This is a genomic window from Leifsonia sp. NCR5, from assembly GCF_002105485.1.
Taxonomy (GTDB): Bacteria; Actinomycetota; Actinomycetes; order Actinomycetales; family Microbacteriaceae; genus Leifsonia.
Genome location: NZ_NCSR01000018.1, coordinates 37,996 through 56,430, shown reverse-complemented (window position 1 = coordinate 56,430; position 18,435 = coordinate 37,996). Strand labels below are relative to the sequence as shown.

Annotated in this window: 16 protein-coding genes; 11 read left to right on the top strand and 5 right to left on the bottom strand. The window is 69.6% G+C overall.

Translation table 11 applies throughout. The annotated features are described in order from the left end of the window. Positions 1 to 60: 60 nt before the first annotated feature. From efeB to efeU, 3 genes are read right to left on the bottom strand one after another with little or no spacing between them, the layout of a single operon-like run. Positions 61 to 1,374 carry an iron uptake transporter deferrochelatase/peroxidase subunit gene (efeB, locus tag B7438_RS14900; RefSeq protein WP_085370456.1) on the bottom strand — a complete coding sequence of 438 codons (1,314 nt, stop codon included), beginning with the start codon at positions 1,372 to 1,374 and terminating at the stop codon, positions 61 to 63. Positions 1,375 to 1,383: 9 nt separating this feature from the next. Then, the gene (gene efeO / locus B7438_RS14895; protein WP_085370455.1) at positions 1,384 to 2,562 is read right to left on the bottom strand and encodes an iron uptake system protein EfeO; all 1,179 of its coding nucleotides are present in this window, start codon (positions 2,560 to 2,562) and stop codon (positions 1,384 to 1,386) included. A gap of 44 nt (positions 2,563 to 2,606) precedes the next feature. Further along, entirely contained in the window at positions 2,607 to 3,479 is an 873-nt protein-coding gene (gene efeU, locus B7438_RS14890; protein ID WP_085370453.1) for an iron uptake transporter permease EfeU, read from the bottom strand. Positions 3,480 to 3,578: 99 nt separating this feature from the next. Between efeU and B7438_RS14885 the strand changes: the two genes are divergently transcribed. The 4 genes from B7438_RS14885 to B7438_RS14870 all read left to right on the top strand — a co-directional run bounded on the left by B7438_RS14885 (position 3,579) and on the right by B7438_RS14870 (position 6,940). Further along, positions 3,579 to 3,989, top strand: a complete 411-nt coding sequence (locus B7438_RS14885; RefSeq protein WP_085370451.1) for a DUF6113 family protein — start codon at positions 3,579 to 3,581, stop codon at positions 3,987 to 3,989. Positions 3,990 to 4,022: 33 nt separating this feature from the next. Further along, positions 4,023 to 4,343 (top strand): ferredoxin, encoded by a 321-nt coding sequence (gene fdxA / locus B7438_RS14880; protein ID WP_055895722.1) that lies wholly within the window; start codon positions 4,023 to 4,025, stop codon positions 4,341 to 4,343. Positions 4,344 to 4,359: 16 nt separating this feature from the next. Continuing rightward, entirely contained in the window at positions 4,360 to 5,478 is a 1,119-nt protein-coding gene (dapC, locus tag B7438_RS14875) for a succinyldiaminopimelate transaminase (RefSeq protein ID WP_085370449.1), read from the top strand. A gap of 124 nt (positions 5,479 to 5,602) precedes the next feature. After that, entirely contained in the window at positions 5,603 to 6,940 is a 1,338-nt protein-coding gene (locus B7438_RS14870) for a citrate synthase (protein WP_085370447.1), read from the top strand. A gap of 31 nt (positions 6,941 to 6,971) precedes the next feature. Here the strand turns inward: B7438_RS14870 and B7438_RS14865 are convergent, their stop codons facing one another. Together B7438_RS14865 and B7438_RS14860 are read right to left on the bottom strand one after the other, a co-directional pair. Then, positions 6,972 to 9,611 (bottom strand): penicillin acylase family protein, encoded by a 2,640-nt coding sequence (locus tag B7438_RS14865; RefSeq protein WP_085370445.1) that lies wholly within the window; start codon positions 9,609 to 9,611, stop codon positions 6,972 to 6,974. 79 nt (positions 9,612 to 9,690) lie between these two features. Then, the gene (locus B7438_RS14860; RefSeq protein ID WP_085370444.1) at positions 9,691 to 10,317 is read right to left on the bottom strand and encodes a TetR/AcrR family transcriptional regulator; all 627 of its coding nucleotides are present in this window, start codon (positions 10,315 to 10,317) and stop codon (positions 9,691 to 9,693) included. Positions 10,318 to 10,423: 106 nt separating this feature from the next. Here B7438_RS14860 and B7438_RS14855 point away from each other — a divergent pair, with 106 nt between their 5' ends. The 7 genes from B7438_RS14855 to B7438_RS14825 are packed head-to-tail and all read left to right on the top strand — an operon-like array spanning position 10,424 to position 18,276. Next, positions 10,424 to 12,031 (top strand): carboxyl transferase domain-containing protein, encoded by a 1,608-nt coding sequence (locus B7438_RS14855; RefSeq protein WP_085370493.1) that lies wholly within the window; start codon positions 10,424 to 10,426, stop codon positions 12,029 to 12,031. Positions 12,032 to 12,036: 5 nt separating this feature from the next. Beyond that, on the top strand, positions 12,037 to 14,232 hold the full coding sequence (locus B7438_RS14850; RefSeq protein WP_085370492.1) for a biotin carboxylase N-terminal domain-containing protein: 2,196 nt from the start codon (positions 12,037 to 12,039) through the stop codon (positions 14,230 to 14,232). Between the two features lie 40 nt (positions 14,233 to 14,272). Next, positions 14,273 to 15,484 (top strand): acyl-CoA dehydrogenase family protein, encoded by a 1,212-nt coding sequence (locus B7438_RS14845; protein ID WP_085370442.1) that lies wholly within the window; start codon positions 14,273 to 14,275, stop codon positions 15,482 to 15,484. A gap of 41 nt (positions 15,485 to 15,525) precedes the next feature. Next, positions 15,526 to 16,293, top strand: a complete 768-nt coding sequence (locus B7438_RS14840) for a CoA transferase subunit A (RefSeq protein WP_085370440.1) — start codon at positions 15,526 to 15,528, stop codon at positions 16,291 to 16,293. After that, complete coding sequence (locus B7438_RS14835) at positions 16,290 to 16,964, top strand: CoA transferase subunit B (protein ID WP_085370438.1); 675 nt, start codon at positions 16,290 to 16,292, stop codon at positions 16,962 to 16,964. Before B7438_RS14840 ends, B7438_RS14835 begins: the two co-directional genes overlap by 4 nt. Continuing rightward, on the top strand, positions 16,961 to 17,464 hold the full coding sequence (locus B7438_RS14830; protein ID WP_085370436.1) for a MaoC family dehydratase: 504 nt from the start codon (positions 16,961 to 16,963) through the stop codon (positions 17,462 to 17,464). Before B7438_RS14835 ends, B7438_RS14830 begins: the two co-directional genes overlap by 4 nt. Beyond that, positions 17,461 to 18,276: a CoA ester lyase gene (locus B7438_RS14825; RefSeq protein ID WP_085370434.1), complete on the top strand. Its 816-nt coding sequence runs from the start codon at positions 17,461 to 17,463 to the stop codon at positions 18,274 to 18,276. Before B7438_RS14830 ends, B7438_RS14825 begins: the two co-directional genes overlap by 4 nt. Positions 18,277 to 18,435 lie beyond the last annotated feature (159 nt).

Genomic DNA, 18,435 nt, shown 5'->3' with positions numbered 1-18,435 from the left:
TGTACGCGATGCGCCGAGCGCAGCGTACATAACTCCCGGCTCGATTGTTTGGGGGGCGGGTCAGGCGAAGAGGGACGCGCCGACGTAGGAGCCGGAGGCGGCGCCGCCCGGCACGGCGAAGATGCCGGAGCCGACGTGCTTCAGGTATTCGTTCATCGCGTCGTTCTTGGCCAGCTGTGACTGGATCGGGATGAACTGCTTGCGCGGGTCGCGCTGGAACGCGATGAAGAACAGCCCGGCGTTCAGCCGTCCGAGCTCGTCGTTCCCGTCCACGAAGTTGTAGCCGCGCCGCAGCAGCTGCGCGCCACCGTTGGTCGACGGATGTGCGAGGCGCACGTGCGAGTCCGGGTCGATCTTGGTGCCGCCGGAGGGGGAGACCGCCAGGAAGTTCGGCTCGCTGAACTCCGTGCCGCCCGACAGCGGTGCTCCCTCGCCCTTGTCGCGGCCGATGATGCGCTCCTGCTCGCCGAGCTGCTGCCTGTCCCAGGTCTCGATGACCATGCGGATCTTGCGCGCCACCAGGTACGAACCTCCACGCATCCACTCTGCGCCGTCGTCCGAGGCCGCCCACACCTGGTCGTCGACCACCGTGGTGTCCTCCGACTTGATGTTGGCCGTGCCGTCTTTGAACCCGAACAGGTTGCGCGGCGTGGTCTGGCTCTTCGACGTGGACGACGTGCGCCCGAAGCCGAGCTGCGACCACCGGATGGATGCGCGCCCGAACGCGATCCTCGACAGGTTGCGGATGGCGTGCACCGCCACCTGCGGGTCGTCGCTGCACGCCTGGACGCACAGGTCGCCGCCGACGAGCGCGTCTTGCAGGGCGTCGCCGGGGAAATGCGGGAGGTCGACCAGGGCGGCAGGGCGACGGGATGCGATGCCGAAGCGGTCGCGCCCGTCCTCCGTCTCGAACAGGGTCGGGCCGAACCCGAAGGTGAGGGTGAGCCCGCCGGCCGGCAGGTCGAGGGCCTCTCCCGTGTCGTCCGGTGGCGCATCCATCGGCCCGCTGGCCGGTCCGTACTTGCCGGCCGGGCGGCCCTGCGTCATGCGTGCGGCAGCGGTGGTCCAGTCCTGCAGCAGCTCGATCAGCCCGGCGCGGTCGAGGTCCCCGGCGATGTCGAACGTGGCGAAGTGCAGTCTGTCCTGCGCCGGAGTGGTGATCCCGGCCTGGTGCTCTCCGTAGAAGGGGTACGTGGCCGACGCGTCGGTGGATGCGCCGAGCAGCGTCCTGTCCACGGCGATGCCCGCGCCGACACCGACGACGCCTGCTCCGACCGCCGCACCGGCGAGCCCGAGCAGCCCGCGGCGGGAGAGGCCGGGCCGACCGGTCTCCTCCGCTGCAGGCACGTTCTCGCCCGTGGTCTCCGAAGTCACCCCGCGACCCTACTTGACGATGATCGAGGTGAGCTGGCTGAGCGGCTCACTGAGCGCGTTGACCTCGTCGGACAGCTCCTTGACCTGGGAGGTGCTCAGGTCGGTGTAGCTGACGAACCCGTCGCCGGACTTGTACTGGCCGAGCAGTTTCGTGATCGCCGCGAACTCGGTGTCGAGCTTCGCGACCACCTGCTTGCCGGTGGAGCCCTTGCCCTCCGCGATGTCGCGGACGATGCCGTATGCGACCTGCGCGCCCTCGACGTTGGCCTGGAAGTCCCACAGGTCGGTGTGCGAGAAGGTCTCCTCCTCGCCGGTGATCTTGCTGCGCGAGACCTCCTCCATCAGGCCGATGGCGCCGTTGGAGATCTGGTCGATGGTGAGGCTGAAGTTCTTCGCGTAGACGAGGTCGTAGAGCTTCTGCGTGTCGGCGACGAGCTGGTCGCCGAGGACCTTCCTTCCCGCCGCGTCGGACGGGGTGAAGCCTGCGGGAGCCCAGAGGTCCTTCTCGATCCGGTGCCAGCCGGTCCAGCTCTGACCAGCTTCGAGGTCCGCCTCGCGGAGGTCGATGGCCGGGTCGATGTCGCCGAACTGCTCGGCGGTCGGCTCGATGCGCTCGTAGAACGCGCGGGCGGCGGGGTACTGGGCCTTGGCCGTCGCGTCGTCTCCGGCCTCGTACGCCTTCGCGAACGCCTGCGTTGCCGTGAGCAGCTGGCCGCTCTGGTCCTTGACGTACGAGATGTAGTTGGTGACGGCCTGCGAGACCTGCTTGCTGTCACTGGCGGAGACGTTCGCCTTCTCGCCCTTAGTGACGGTGAACTTCGCGTAGGAGGTCGGGCTGCCGACCATGCCCTTCTTGCAGGCGGTGAAGTAGTCGCCCTCGGCGAGCTGGACCACGTAGTTGACCGTGGTGCCCGGTCCGACGTTCTCCTTCTCGCCAGCGATCCGCAGCTTGTCCTCCGCGAGCACCTCGAACTCGTTCACGTCGCTGCCGGTGTTGGTCACCTGGAAGGTGACGGCGCCGCTCGGCGCTGTGGCGGTGGAGACCGTGCACTTCTCGTCGTTCAGGGTGACGCTGATCGCCTCGGCATCTGCGGCCGCCTTGTTCGGCACGCAGCCGGTCAGGGCGATGGCGATGGTGGCGGCGCCGATGGTTCCGGCGAGGATGCCGATGGAGCGGGATCGTGGCATGGCTGTGCTTTCTCGTTCGCGGGGAGACGTCGGTGCGACGCTGTTCAGGATGCTGTGGTGCTGGAAAGGGTGGAGGCCGGGGACGTCTCCTCGGGGGCACGCTTCACCGGCGTGGCCGACGCGCGATGCTGCCGCAGGTAGAACGCGGAGACGATCACGACGTATGCGACCCAGCCGAACACCTGCAGCCAGGTGGGCGACGGGTTGAAGTTGACGATGCCGGTGAGGAGGGTGCCGTACCAGCTGGACGACGGGATGATGCCGCTGATGTCGTACGCGTGCACCCCGGCGCCGGGAAGGACGGCTGCTTCCTGCAGGTCGCCGATGCCGTATGCGAGCACGCCGCCCGCGACCAGGATGAGGAACGCGCCCGTCCAGGTGAAGAAGGTGCCGAGGTTGATCTTGACCATGCCGCGGTAGAGTAGGAAGCCGAGCACGGCGGCCGTGAGGATGCCGAGCAGCGCCCCGACGGCCGGTTCCCAGCCGCCGCCGACGCTGGCGACGGTCGCCCAGACGAACAGGGCCGTCTCGATGCCCTCGCGTCCGACGCTGAGCATCGCGAGCAGGATCACGCCCCAGCCGGCGCCGACCAGGGCGGAATCGAGCTTGGAGTGCAGGGTCGACTTCATGCTGCGGGCCGTCTTGCCCATCCAGAAGATCATCCAGGTCACGAACGCGACGGCGACGAGGGAGAGGGTGCCGCCCAGGATCTCCTGCGCCTGGAAGCTGAGACCGTACGGCCCCCAGGTGAGCAGCGCGCCGAGCCCGAGCGGGACGACGACGGCGATCCCGACGCCGACCCAGAGCTTGGACAGCACGTCGCGGCGCCCGATCTTCACCACGTACGCGATCAGGATCCCGACGACGAGAGAGGCTTCGAGACCTTCGCGGAGGCCGATCAGATAGTTCGCGAACACAGAGGACTTTCGGGGGAGAGGATGGGGGATTGGTAAGGCTAACCTTACCTACTCCGACTCTAGACATCCGCACCCAGCATGTCCAGCTAGGATTCGAGAATGCTCAGCCGGATCGCCAACTACGTGCTGCTCTTCCTCGTGGGAGCCGTGGTCGGCGCGGTCGGAACGGTGGCGCACCAGGCCACCGTCACCTGGGGCGTGCCCATCCCGCTCGGGCTGATCGGCTCGCTCGCCGCGTACACCGCGCTGCTGGTGGGGCTGCGGCTGCTCGGGCGCAACCGCATCCCGACCCTGGTGACCGCCGTCGGCGCGATCCTGGCCATCCTGCTGTTCTCGCAGAAGAGCGCGGGCGGTTCGGTGCTCATCCCGAACAACCTGCTCGGACAGCTCTGGCTCGCCGGTCCGATCGTGATTGCCGCCATCGTGCTCGCGTGGCCGGACCTGTCGAAGTCGCGGCGCCCGGCGGTCGCTCCTGCCGGAACAAGCACGGGCGGAAACGGCCTAAGCTAGACGAGTACAACTCGCGAAGGGAAATACTGCACTGTGACCTACGTCATCGCCCTCCCCTGCGTCGACGTGAAAGACCGGGCCTGTATCGACGAATGCCCTGTCGATTGCATCTACGAGGGCGAACGGTCGCTCTACATCCACCCCGATGAGTGCGTCGACTGCGGCGCCTGCGAGCCGGTCTGCCCCGTCGAGGCGATCTACTACGAAGACGACCTGCCCGAGCAGTGGGCCGACTATTACAAGGCGAACGTCGAGTTCTTCGACGACATCGGCTCCCCGGGTGGAGCAGCCAAGGTCGGCGTCATCGCCAAGGACCACCCGGTCATCGCGGCCCTGCCCCCGCAGGCCCACTGAGCCGCGGCTCGCACCGATGGCTCTCGCCGAACTCCCCGACTACCCCTGGGACCAGATGGCGCCGTTCGCCGCCCGCGCCAGGGAGCACGCCGACGGCATCGTCGACCTCTCCATCGGCTCCCCGGTGGATGCGACCCCCGACCTGATCCGCCGCTCCCTCGCCGAGGCGACCGACGCGCACGCGTACCCGCAGACGGTCGGCACCCCGGCCCTGCGCGAGGCGATCGTCTCCTGGTTCGCGCGGCGCAGAGGCGTCACCGGCCTGACGGTCGACAATGTGCTCCCCACGATCGGCTCCAAGGAGCTGGTCGCGTTCCTGCCGTTCATGCTCGGCCTGGGGGAGGGCGACGCTGTCGTGCATCCACAGGCCGCGTACCCCACATACGCGATCGGGGCCGCTCTGGCCGGTGCCGAGGCCGTCGCCTGCGACGACCCTGCGCTGTGGCCGGAGAACACCCGGCTGGTCTGGCTGAACAGCCCGGGCAACCCGGATGGCCGCGTGCTGTCCGTCGACGAGCTGCGAGCCGCTGTCGAGCGGGCCAGGGAGCTGGGCGCATACGTCGCGAGCGACGAGTGCTACGCCGAGCTCGGCTGGGATGCTCCGTGGGACGAGACGCCCATCCCGAGCGTCCTCGACCGCCGGGTGATCGGCGACTCGCGCCACAACGTGATCGCCGTGTACTCGCTGAGCAAGCAGTCGAACCTCGCCGGCTACCGCGCCGCGTTCGTCGCGGGATGCGCGACCGTGATCGGCAGGCTGCTGACCGTGCGCAAGCACGCAGGACTCATGCTGCCCGCCCCGCTGCAGGCGGCGATGGTCACCGCGCTCGGCGACGACGAGCACGTCTCCGTGCAGCGCGAGCGCTACCGTGCGCGGCGCGACCTGTTGCGGCCAGCGCTCGAAGCCGCAGGCTTCCGCATCGACAGGAGCGAGGCCGGCCTCTACCTCTGGGCGACGGAGGGACGGGACGCGTGGGACAGCATCCAGCGCCTGGCCGACCTGGGCATCCTGGCCGGTCCCGGTGTCTTCTACGGCGACGGCTCTCCCCAGCACGTGCGGCTGTCGCTGACGGCGACGGACGAGCGGATCGCTGCGGCGGCGTCCCGCCTGCGGGCCGTTGGAGACAGTCTCTAACAGGATCAGCCCCCTTTTGCACGATGCGACAGTTGTCGCCGTCGTTCGTTAGGCTGTATCCGCACGACTTTTGCAGCGCTGCCACGATCGGCGCGCGAACTCATCCCATATCCCTGGAGGCGTTGTGAGCGGACTCGGCACCGAGAAGGCAGAGGCGGAGCGAACTGCACCCGCCCGGACCGAGGCGGCGACCGCTTCGCTGAGCTACCCGGGTGGCACGGCTGAATTCCCCATCCTGCCGAGCGTCGCCGGTGCGTCGAGCATCGACTTCTCGACGCTCACCAAGCAGACGGGGCTCACCAGCCTCGACTACGGCTTCGTGAACACGTCGGCCACGCGCTCGGCGATCACGTACATCGACGGCGACGCCGGCATCCTGCGCTACCGCGGGTACCCGATCGAGCAGGTCGCCAAGAACTCGACCTTCCTCGAGGTGGCCTGGCTGCTCATCTACGGCGAGCTTCCCAGCCAGAGCGAGCTCGCGGAGTTCGACGAGAAGATCCGTCGCCACACGCTGCTGCACGAGGACCTGCGCCGGTTCTTCTCGGCTCTGCCGCACGACGCGCACCCGATGTCCGTCCTGTCCAGCGCGGTCTCCGCGCTGTCGACGTTCTACCAGGATTCGCTCAGCGTGCACGATCCGGAGCAGATCGAGCTGTCCACCATCCGCCTGCTGGCCAAGCTGCCGGTGATCGCTGCGTACGCGCACAAGAAGAGTCTTGGTCAGGCGTTCCTCTACCCGGACAACTCGCTGAGCTTCGTCGACAACTTCCTGCGCCTCAACTTCGGCACGCTGGCCGAGCCGTACGAGGTCAACCCCGTCGTGTCCAAGGCGCTGGAGCGTCTGCTCATCCTGCACGAGGACCACGAGCAGAACGCGTCCACCTCGACGGTCCGCCTGGTCGGTTCGACGCAGGCCAACCTGTTCGCCTCGGTGTCCGCCGGGATCAACGCGCTGTACGGCCCGCTGCACGGCGGAGCCAACGAGGCCGTCCTCGACATGCTCGCGGGCATCCGCGACTCCGGCGAGAGCGTTCAGAAGTTCGTCGAGCGCGTGAAGAACAAAGAAGAGGGCGTGAAGCTGATGGGCTTCGGGCACCGCGTCTACAAGAACTTCGACCCGCGCGCCCGCCTGGTCAAGGAGTCCGCCGACGAGGTGCTGGCCGCCCTCGGCGTCCACGACCCGCTGCTCGACATCGCGAAGGAACTGGAAGAGGTCGCCCTGGCCGACCAGTACTTCATCGACCGCAAGCTCTACCCGAACGTGGACTTCTACACGGGCGTCATCTACAAGGCGATGGGCTTCCCCACCCGGATGTTCACCGTCCTGTTCGCGATGGGCCGCCTGCCGGGCTGGATCGCCCACTGGCGCGAGATGAACAGCGACCCGGCGACCAAGATCGGCCGCCCGCAGCAGCTGTACACGGGCTCCGCCGAGCGCGCCTGGCCCACAGGCCGCTAACTCTCGCGGCTCGCTCTCTTCGGCGCGCGCGTCAGCGCGTCGCGGGGCGGAGCGTGAGGGTGGTGTCCGCCGCGGCGGAGACCGCAGCGCGACTGAACGGCCACGGCCTGGTCTGGTTGTGCTGCCAGAGCGGAGTCTGGTCGGTGTAGTGCGGGCTGAACGCGTGCCCGGATGCGCCGGTGAGGTTGATCCAGGTGCTCTTGTCGAAGTCGCTCAGGTCGATCACCTGACGCATCGACGGCACCCAGTCCACCTGGTAGCCGACGGAGGCGTCCCAGCCCACCGCATCCACCACGCTCGAACTGCCGCCGACCGGGTACGGCCCCCGGTTGAACAGCCACTCGATCGGGGCGATCCCGGATTCGCCGAAGCTCGCGTTCGTCAGCTCGATGGTGTGGATGCTGTCCCAGCGCCACCGGGTCTGGTCGCTGCCCATCAGTCGCCCGGCCTCCGTCCACGCCTTCTCCGCGACGATCTCGAACATCGAGTCCCTGCTGCTCGTGCCGAGTTTCTTGTCGACCCACCAGGACGAGTCCTCGGCCTTCACCAGGTTCTGCACCACCGCGAACCACCGGTCGCCGCCCACCGGAGGGGCGGAGGCGGGGAGCTTGCGCCCGAACGCATCCTGCAGCAGGGTGCGCCAGAACACGTTGAAGTACGCCGCCGCCGGGCTGTCCGCGTCGTCGTGGAAGTTCCAGCCGGCCAGCAGCTGGGCCGCGCGGTACGCCCCGGACGACGGGTCGGCCTTGTCGCCGATGGCCCGGATGATCGGCACCAGGGTCGCGGCGTTCGCGTCGTACTTGTCGGCCTGGATGGCCGCGGAGTCCGCCGCGGTGATCTTCGTGCCCGCCGCAATCAGGGCGTCGAGCCGCACCTGGATCTGGTTGGCCCGGTAACCGTACTCCCAGTCCTTGGTGATGAGGTGCGGAAAGTCCGGCCCGACGGCGGCGTTGTTCGCGGTGACGATGACGCCGCTCGGCGGGTTGTAGACCGACGGGAGGTCGTCGTACGGGATGGTGCCTGTCCAGCCGTACGCGCTGGTCCAGCCGGGGACGGGCACGGTGCCGTCTCCGGATGCGCGGATCGGCACGCTGCCGGGCGCCTGGTAGCCGATGTTGCCGTCCACGTCGGCGTAAATGAGGTTCTGCGACGGAACCTGGAAGTTCGCGGCGGCCGCGCGGAAGCTGGTCCAGTCCGTCGCCGTGTCGAACGCGAAGATCGCGCCGGCGGTCGGCCCGGGAGTGAGCGCCGACCATTGCAGCGACAGCTGGAACTTCTGGGCGGGGACACCGAGCTTGCCCGCCTGGTCTTTCGCGATGATCCCGAACCCGTCGGTGAGGTCGGTGACGATCGGGCCGTGACGGGTGGATCGCACGGTGAGGTGCACGTCCTTCCCTCCGGCCACCCGGATCGTTTCCTTCCTGATAGTCAGGGGGACCTGCTGGCCGTCGTACTCGTATGTGTTCCCGGTGACCTTCTCCTCGTAGAGGTCGGCGACGTCCGGACCGAGGTTGGTGAAGCCCCAGGCGATGCGGTTGTTGTGCCCGATCACGACACCGGGCAGGCCGGAGAAGCTGAACCCGGCGACGTCGAACGGGCACTCCGGCCCGACGGTGCGGCAGTGCAGGCCGATCTGATACCAGACGGACGGCATGGTCGCGCCGAGATGCGGATCGTTCGCGAGCAGCGGCTTGCCGCTCGCGGTGTGCGCGCCGGAGACGACCCACGAGTTCGATCCGATGTCGCTCCCGGCCGGACCGAGCAGCGTGGGGAGGGACTCGAGGCTCGACGCGAGCTGGGTGAGCGCCGGCGCGTAGGCGGACGTGGTCGCCGTGGAGGCCGAGGTGGTGGGTGTGGCCGCCGCGCTGTCGCCCGCCGCACCGTCGCTCGCTGTGCCGTCGCTCGCGTCGGCCGCCGCATCCGATGTCGTCCGCTCCGGGTGCCCATTGCCCTCCGCGGTGATCGTCGGGTGGGTGGAGTACGGGTATCCCGGGTGCAGCTGCGCGATCTGCTGCGCGCTCAGCTTCGTGGACAGGAGCGCCCTGTCGATCTCGTCTTCGAGGTTGGAGCGGAGGTCCCACGCCATCGCCTTCAGCCACGCCACCGAGTCCGCGGGCGTCCACTTCTCCGGCGTGTAGCCCGGGTTCTGCAGGCCGAGCACCGCGTATTCGAGCGACAGCTCGGCGCCCGAGTGCCTGGCGAGGTAGGCGTTCACCCCGTCCGCGTAGTCCTGGTAGTAGCGCAGCTGCGTCTTGTCGAGCAGCTTCACCTCCTGCTCGGCGACCGTGCGCCAGCCGAGCGTGCGGATGAACGAGTCCGTCGGCACCTGGCTGGCCCCGAACATCTCGGCCAGCCGGCCGGAGGTGACGTGGCGGCGGAAGTCCATCTCCCAGAACCGGTCCTGCGCGTGCACGTAGCCCTGCGCGCGGAACAGGTCGTCGGCCGTCGACGCCTCGATCTGGGGGATGCCCGCGTCGTCCCGCGTGACCGTGACCGACGAGGACAGCCCGGGCACGTCGATCGTCCCCGAGGTCTGCGGGAACGACCGGACGACCGTCCAGATCCCGAGCCCGCCCGCGATGACCACCAGCACCAGCAGCACGGCGACGACGATGCCGATGACCCGCAGAACACGGTGGTGCCGTCGTAGTCGGGGTGTGTCGTCGCCCACGCGCCAGTCCTTCCGGTGGATGGTGTCCTGCGACTGTAACGCATAGGGGTGACGCCCAGAATGCCGCCACCGGCGTCCGTCAGTGTGCGTTCAGCCCCGCCCAGGCCATCCGCTCCAGCACCGGCCGCACCGTCGCCGCATCCACGCTGGTGCCGCCGACGCGGGCCGTGTGCGGGGTGGAGTTGATCAGACCGAACGCGGCCTGCACGCGCATCCGGAGCTCGTCGGGGGAGAGGGAGGGGTGCAGGCGGCCGAGCACGCGCATCCAGAGCTCGATGTAGCGGCGTTGCAGGCGGCGCACGGCGCGGCGCTCCTCCCCTGGAAGGGAGTCGAGGTCGCGGTCCTGCACGCGGATGGTGTCCGGTTCCGTCACGGCGAAGTCGACGTGGAAGACGATGAGGGCGCGCAGGGCGCTCGCCGGGTCGTCTGCTGCGTCTTCGACGCGGGTGCCTCCGTCGAGCAGGCGCTCGCTGACGCCAACGAGCAGCGCGGCGAGCACGGCCTGCTTGGACGCGAAGTGCCGGTACACCGCCGGTCCGCTGACTCCGGCGGCCGAGCCGAGGTCTTCGATGGAGACCCCGTTGAAGCCGCGTTCGGAGAAGAGGGTGGCCGCCGCGTCGAGCAGGGCGGCGCGCCGGTCGGCCTTGGCCTGGCTGCGCTGGGTGGGCCGGCCCGTGTCCTGCGCGGTGCCTGCGAGTTCCGTCATGGTCTGCTTCCGGGTGCTGGACTTTTGAGTTAATGAACACTAACCTAAATCCGAGTTAGTGACCACTAACCGAATGTCGACGACGACGAAGAGCGAGAAGCCGACGATGCCAACGCTGACCAGCGCCACACGCGCAACGGATGCCGGATACGAGCAGAACGAGGCCGCCCAGCGCGCCCTGGTGACCGAACTCCGCCAGCGCCTCGCCACCGCGGCGGCCGGGGGACCGGAGCGCTCCAGGGAACGGCACATCGCGCGCGGCAAGCTCCTGCCGCGCGAGCGCATCGACGCACTCCTCGACGACGGAAGCCCGTTCCTCGAGATCGCCCCGCTCGCCGCCACCGGGATGTACGACGACGAGTCGCCGGCGGCGGGAGTCATCGCCGGGATCGGCCTGGTGCACGGCCGCCACGTGCTCGTCATCTCCAACGACGCCACCGTCAAGGGCGGCACCTACTACCCGATGACGGTCAAAAAGCACCTCAGGGCGCAGGAGATCGCGCTCGAGAACAGACTGCCGTGCATCTACCTCGTCGACTCCGGCGGCGCATACCTGCCGATGCAGGATGAGGTGTTCCCCGACCGCGACCACTTCGGCCGCATCTTCTACAACCAGGCCAGGCTGTCCGCCGCCAAGGTGCCGCAGATCGCCGCCGTGCTCGGCTCGTGCACCGCCGGCGGAGCGTACGTGCCTGCGATGAGCGACGAGACCGTGATCGTGCGCAACCAGGGCACCATCTTCCTCGGCGGCCCGCCGCTGGTGAAGGCGGCGATCGGCGAGGTCGTCACGGCGGAGGAGCTGGGCGGCGGCGACCTGCACGCCAAGACCTCCGGCGTCGTCGACCACCTCGCCGAGAACGACAGGCACGCCCTGCAGATCGTGCGGGACATCGTCGCCACCCTGCCGGAGCCGGCGAGCCCGGCATGGGACGTGCATCCGGCCGTCGACCCCGTGGCCGACCCCGCCGAGCTGTACGGGGTGGTCCCCACCGACGTGCAGGCGCCGTACGACGTGCGCGAGGTCATCTCCCGCATCGTCGACGGCAGCGAGCTGCACGAGTTCAAGAAGGAGTACGGCACGACGCTGGTCACCGGGTTCGCTCGCATCCACGGGCATCCGGTGGGCATCGTCGCGAACAACGGGGTGCTGTTCAGCGAGTCGGCGCTGAAGGGCGCGCACTTCATCGAGCTGTGCGACCAGCGCGGCATCCCGCTGCTGTTCCTCCAGAACATCTCCGGCTTCATGGTCGGCCGGGACTACGAGGCGGGCGGCATCGCGAAGAACGGCGCCAAGATGGTCACCGCCGTCGCCACCGCGCGCGTCCCGAAGCTCACCGTCGTGATCGGCGGCTCGTTCGGCGCAGGCAACTACTCGATGTGCGGGCGGGCGTACTCCCCGCGCTTCCTCTGGATGTGGCCCGCCGCGCGCATCTCGGTGATGGGCGGTGCGCAGGCGTCGTCCGTGCTGGCGACGGTCAAGCGCGAACAGCTGGAGGGACGCGGCGAAGAGTGGTCGGCGGAGGCGGAGGCCGAGTTCAAGGCTCCGATCGCCGACCAGTACGAGCAGCAGGGCAGCCCGTACTACTCCACCGCCCGCCTCTGGGACGACGGCGTGATCGACCCGGCGGACACCCGCACGATCCTCGGCCTCGCCCTCGACGTCTGCTCCCGCACCCCGCTCCCCGACACGGCCTTCGGCCTCTTCCGGATGTGATCGCCGTGGCCTCCCACTCCACCAGCACTCCCTCAGCGACCGCCGCGCCCTTCGGCACCGTGCTCGTCGCCAATCGCGGCGAGATCGCCTGCCGCGTCATCCGCACCCTGCGCCGCCTGGGCATCCGGTCGGTGGCCGTCTTCAGCGACGCCGACCGGGATGCGCCCCACGTCGCCCTCGCGGACGTCGCCGTCCGCATCGGGCCGGCGCCGGCCTCCCAGAGCTATCTCGACATCGCCGCGATCGTGACCGCCGCGCGGGCCACCGGGGCGCAGGCCGTGCACCCGGGATACGGCTTCCTCTCCGAGAACGCCGACTTCGCCGCCGCCTGCGAGGCGGAGGGCATCGTCTTCGTCGGCCCCGGCGTGCACGCTCTCGACGTGATGGGCGACAAGATCGCCGCGAAACGGGAGGTCGAGGCGCACGGCGTGCCGACCATCCCGGGCATCGCGCGCCCCGGCCTGACCGACGACGAGCTGATCGCGGCCGCGGACGAGATCGGCTTCCCGGTGCTCGTCAAGCCGTCGGCGGGCGGCGGCGGCAAGGGGATGCAGTCGGTGCGGAACGCGGCAGACCTGCCGGAGGCGCTCGCCGCGGCCCGGCGCGTTGCTGCCGCGGCGTTCGGCGACGACACGCTGTTCCTCGAACGGCTGGTCGACATGCCCCGCCACATCGAGGTGCAGGTGCTCGCCGATCGGCACGGCTCCGTCGTGCACCTCGGCGAGCGCGAGTGCTCGCTGCAGCGCCGCCACCAGAAGGTGATCGAGGAGGCTCCGTCCCCGCTGCTCGACGCGGCCACCAGGGCGCGCATCGGCGAGGCGGCCTGCGCCGTCGCCGCCAGCGTCGACTACGTGGGGGCCGGCACCGTCGAGTTCCTGGTGTCCGACGCCGCCCCGGACGAGTTCTTCTTCATGGAGATGAACACCCGGCTGCAGGTGGAGCATCCGGTGACCGAGCTGGTGACCGGGCTCGACCTGGTGGAGTGGCAGTTGCGCATCGCCGCCGGCGAACCCCTCGGCTTCGCCCAGCAGGATGTGCGCCTGTCCGGCCACGCCATCGAGGCCCGGGTCTACGCGGAGAACCCGGAGCGCGGCTTCCTGCCGAGCGACGGCAGCGTGCTCGCCCTGCACGAGGCATCCGGCGACGGCGTTCGGGTGGACAGCGGCCTGGCCGCCGGGCTGCCCATCGTCACCGAGTACGACCCGATGCTCGCCAAGGTGATCGCCTGGGGTGCAGACCGCCGGGAGGCGCTTGCACGCCTCGACAGAGCCCTGGCAGACACCGCCATCCTCGGCGCCGTCACGAACGTGCGCTGGCTGCGCGACCTGCTCGCCGACGACGACGTGCGCGCCGGGCGCCTCGACACCACCATCATCGACCGGCGCTTCTCCGAGCAGGCGCCGACGGAGGCGAGCGAGCCCGAGCTGATCGCGGCGGCGCTGATCGCGCACCTCGACCGCATCGAGCGGGCGGAAGGTGCTGGCGCTACGGCCGCTGGCGCGGCGGGCGGCCTGTGGGCCACCCCATCCGGATGGCGGCTCGGCGAGCACCGGCCGACCCCGTACGACCTCGGAACGGCCACCGTGAACGTCACCGGCGACGCCGCGGCCCTCGACACCGCGACGGCGACGGTGACCGTGGATGCGCGCGACAGCGGGCAGGACGGCGCGCGGTCCTCCGCCACCCGCACGGGCGGGTTGCGTCTGCTGCCCCCCGCGTCGTCCGGTCAGCCTGCCACGGCGCTCCTGACCCTCGATGGCACGGTGACGGCGTTCCGCTACGCCAGGGACGGTGCAGCCATCTGGCTGGGCGCCGGGGGAGCGGCCAGGCAGCTGCGGCTGGTCGGCCGTGAGGAGCGGATCGCGCGCGACCTCGCCGGGCTCGCCCGGGTGGCCGGCGTCGCCGACCCCGAGCTGCGCACGCCGATGCCGGGAACGGTCGTCGCGGTCGCCGTCGCGAGCGGGGACCACGTCGAGGCGGGCGACACGGTGGTCACCGTGGAGGCGATGAAGATGGAGCACCGTCTGGTGGCTCCGCTCGCCGGGACGGTGCACGTTCGGGTCGCGCCGGGCGACCTCGTGAAGCTCGACCAGCTCGTCGCGAGCGTGGACGTAGACCCCACCCCATCCACCGCGCCGGCCGCGCCCACCGGCGGGCCGCGCGCATCCACAGGGCCGACACCATCGGCCACCACCCCGTGACCGTCGCACGACGACGATCCACCAGGAGACAGGGAACCCCATGACCATGCAGATGACCCGATCGGAAGCGGCGAACACCGATGTCGCCGGCTTCGAACTCACCGAGGAGCACCTGCGCCTGCGCGATCAGGTGCGGGACTTCGCCGACACCGTCGTCGCGCCCGCCGCATACGACTACGACACCCGTCGCAGCCTGCCGTACGACATCATCGCCGAGATGGGGAGGATGGGCCTGTTCGGGCTGCCGTTCCCCGTCGAGTACGGCGGCCAGGGCAAGGACTACCTCTCGCTCTGCCTCGCCGTCGAGCAGCTGGGTCGGGTCGACCAGTCGATCGGGGTGACCCTGGAGGCCGGGATCGGTCTCGGGGCGATGCCGATCTTCCGGAACGGCACGGAGGAGCAGAAGCAGGAGTGGCTGCCGATGCTGGCCCGCGGCGAAGCGCTCGCCGGGTTCGGCCTGACCGAGGCGGACGCCGGCTCGGACGCGGCGGGCACCAAGACCACGGCGGAGCTGCGCGACGGCGAGTGGGTCATCAACGGCTCGAAGCAGTTCATCACCAACTCGGGCAGCGAGATCACCAAGCTGGTCACAATCACCGCCGTCACCGGCGAGTCCGAGCGCCCGGACGGCTCCGTCAAGAAGGAGCTGTCCGCGATCCTGGTGCCGGTCGGGACGTCCGGTTTCGTGCAGGAGCCCTCCTACGACAAGGTCGGCTGGCACACCTCGGACACGCATCCACTGACCCTCACCGACGTGCACGTGCCGGAGGCGAACCTCCTCGGCGAGCGCGGTCGAGGTTACGCGAACTTCGTGCAGACCCTGGACGAGGGCCGCGTCGCGTTCGCCGCGCTCTGCACGGGTGCTGCGCAGGGCTGCCTCGACGAGGCGATCCGGTATGCGAAGAGCCGCAACGTGTTCGGCCGTCCGATCGGCGCCAACCAGTACATCGCGTTCAAGATCGCCAGGATGCAGGCCCGCGTGCACACCGCGCGCCTCGCGTACTACGACGCCTGCTTCAAGCTGATGGCGGGCAAGCCGTTCAAGATGGAGGCCTCGATCGCCAAGCTCACCTGCAGCGAGGCGGCGATGGACAACGCCCGCGACGCCACCCAGATCTTCGGCGGATACGGCTTCCTCAACGAGAACCCCGTCGCCCGCCACTACCGGGACTCCAAGATCCTGGAGATCGGCGAGGGCACCACCGAGGTCCAGCTCATGGTCATCTCCCGGGCCCTCGGCTTCAACGCCTGACACCGAAACACGCGAGTCCGGGAGCAGAGAAGAGGTCGACGGTGATTGACAAGGTGGTGGCGAGCGCGGAGGACGCGGTGGCGGACATCCCGGATGGCGCGTCGCTCGCAGTGGGCGGGTTCGGGCTGTGCGGTATCCCGAGCGCGCTGATCGCGGCGCTGCACGAGCGCGGTACGACGCAGCTCGAGGTCGTGAGCAACAACTGCGGCGTGGACGACTGGGGGCTCGGTATCCTGCTGGCGGACGGGCGCATCCGGAAGATGATCAGCTCCTACGTCGGCGAGAACAAGGAGTTCGCGCGGCAGTTCCTCTCCGGTGAGCTGGAGGTGGAGCTCACCCCGCAGGGCACCCTGGCCGAGAAGCTGCGGGCGGGCGGCGCCGGCATCCCGGCGTTCTTCACGCCGGCGGGCGTCGGGACGCAGATCGCCGAGGGCGGCCTTCCCCGCCGGTACAACGCGGACGGCTCGGTGGCCGTGGCGTCCGAGCCCAAGGAGGTGCGCAGCTTCGAGGGAGCCGACTACGTGCTCGAACGCTCGCTCACGCCCGACTTCGCCCTCGTCCACGCGGCGAAGGGCGACCGATACGGCAACCTCGTCTTCCACGCTGCGGCGATGAACTTCAACCCGCTCGCCGCGATGGCGGGGCGCATCACCATCGCCGAGGTGGAGGAGCTCGTGGAACCCGGCGACCTCGATCCCGGCTCCGTGCACATCCCGGGCATCTTCGTGCAGCGGGTGGTGCACGCGCCGGACGTGGAGAAGCGCATCGAGCGCAGGACAGTCCGTCTCGACGAGGGGAGCACCCGATGAGTCTCAGCCGCACCGAACTCGCCGCCCGGGTGGCCCGCGAACTGCGCAACGGCCAGTACGTCAACCTCGGGATCGGGATGCCCACCCTCATCCCGAACTACATCCCGGACGACGTGGAGGTGATCCTGCACTCCGAGAACGGCGTGCTCGGCGTCGGCCCGTACCCGGAGGAGTCCGCCGTCGACCCCGACCTCATCAACGCGGGCAAGGAGACGGTCACCGTCAACCGCAGCGCGGCGTTCTTCGACTCGTCGCTGTCGTTCGGGATGGTGCGCGGCGGCCACGTCGACGTCGCCGTGCTCGGCGCGATGGAGGTCTCGCAGAACGGCGACCTCGCCAACTGGATGATCCCCGGCAAGATGGTCAAAGGGATGGGCGGGGCGATGGACCTCGTGTTCGGCGCCAAACGCCTCATCGTCATGATGGAGCACGTCGACAGGGAGGGGCGGCCGAAGATCGTCGCCGAGTGCTCGCTGCCGCTGACCGGAACGGGATGCGTCGACCGCGTCATCACCGACCTCGCGGTCATCGACGTGGTGCGGGAGGGCGACGGCTCCACCGCGCGGCTCGTCCTGCGCGAGACGGCGCCGGGCGTCACGGTCGACGAGGTGATCGCCGCGACGGGCGCACCGCTGACCGTCGAGCTGACCGGCGAGGGGAGTGAATTATGAAGGAGATCGAGCAGCGCGGGCTCTACTTCGAGGAGTTCGAGGAGGACACCCGCTACCTGCACCGTCCAGGACGCACCGTGACGGAGGCGGACAACGTCTTCTTCACCACGCTCACGATGAACACGCAGGCGCTGCACCTCGACGCCGCCTGGTCGGCCACCCAGCCGTTCGGGGAGCGGCTGGTGAACTCGATGTTCACCCTGGCGACACTGGTCGGCGCCTCCGTCGCCCAGCTCACGCAGGGCACGATCGTGGCGAACCTGGGCTTCAGCGACGTGACCTTCCCGCATCCACTGCACCACGGGGACACCCTCTACTCGGAGACGGTCGTGGTCGCCAAGCGGTTGTCGTCGTCGCGCCCCGGCCAGGGCATCGTCACGCTGGCGCACACCGGGCGCAACCAGGACGGCACGGTCGTCGCGACCGCCACCCGCCAGGTGATGATGTGGTGCAAGGACGCGCACCTCGACCTGGGCGGAGCGGGCGGGGGCGACGAGTGAGCGGGGGAGTGTTCGCGTTCGGTCCCGCCCTGCTGTTCTGCCCGGCGGATCGTCCTGAACGGTACGGGAAAGCGCTGGAACGCGCCGACGCCGTCATCATCGACCTCGAAGACGCCGTCGCCCCGTCCCGTCGCACCGTGGCACGGGAGGCGCTCGCCGCCTCCGACCTCGACCCGGAACGCGTCATCGTCCGCGTCAATCCGGCAGGCACCTCCGACCACGCCGCCGACCTGTCTGCGCTCGCCGCGACGCCCTACAGCACGGTGATGCTGCCGAAGGCGGAATCGGTCGCCGACCTGCGCGACCTCGGCGGTCTCGCGGTGATCGCGCTGTGCGAGACGGCGGCCGGGGTGCTCGCCGCCCCGCGGCTCGCGACGGCGGGCGAGGTCGTCGCGCTGATGTGGGGTGCGGAGGACCTGGTGGCGTCGCTCGGCGGCACGTCGAGCAGGCACGCCGACGGCCGCTACCGGGATGTCGCCGTGCACGCCCGCTCGGCGGTGCTGCTCGCCGCCGGGGCCGCGGGGATCGCCGCGGTCGACACCGTCCACCTCGACATCGACGACCTCGCCGGGCTCGCGGCGGAGGCGGAGGATGCCGCGGCGGTCGGGTTCGCCGCGACCACGTGCATTCACCCCGGGCAGGTGGAGACGATCAGGGCGGCGTACCGTCCGACCGACGACCAGGTGCGGGATGCGCGGGAGCTGCTGGATGCCGCGGCGGACGCGGGCGGCGTGTTCCGTTTCGGCGGCCGGATGGTGGACGGACCGGTGATCGCGCACGCCCGTTCGGTGATGGAGCGCGCCCGGCGGTGACCCGCGTGAGCGGTCCGTTTTCGTGTGTTCGGGCCCGATTTGCGCACGAATCCGACGCCATCCGGTTTCGTGATGAAACTGTGACCAAGCATTGTGTAACAGTTCACCGCGATTGTCCCTGGCCCGTCGGACGTATGCCTTACGCTGCAAGTAAGTATC

Coding starts and splice junctions, on each gene's coding strand:
- efeO (WP_085370455.1), bottom strand. CDS start 2,562: ATGCCACGATCCCGCTCCATCGGCATCCTCGCCGGAACCATCGGCGCC.
- B7438_RS14830 (WP_085370436.1), top strand. CDS start 16,961: ATGAAGGAGATCGAGCAGCGCGGGCTCTACTTCGAGGAGTTCGAGGAG.
- B7438_RS14835 (WP_085370438.1), top strand. CDS start 16,290: ATGAGTCTCAGCCGCACCGAACTCGCCGCCCGGGTGGCCCGCGAACTG.
- B7438_RS14885 (WP_085370451.1), top strand. CDS start 3,579: ATGCTCAGCCGGATCGCCAACTACGTGCTGCTCTTCCTCGTGGGAGCC.
- B7438_RS14845 (WP_085370442.1), top strand. CDS start 14,273: ATGACCATGCAGATGACCCGATCGGAAGCGGCGAACACCGATGTCGCC.
- B7438_RS14860 (WP_085370444.1), bottom strand. CDS start 10,317: ATGACGGAACTCGCAGGCACCGCGCAGGACACGGGCCGGCCCACCCAG.
- B7438_RS14855 (WP_085370493.1), top strand. CDS start 10,424: ATGCCAACGCTGACCAGCGCCACACGCGCAACGGATGCCGGATACGAG.
- dapC (WP_085370449.1), top strand. CDS start 4,360: ATGGCTCTCGCCGAACTCCCCGACTACCCCTGGGACCAGATGGCGCCG.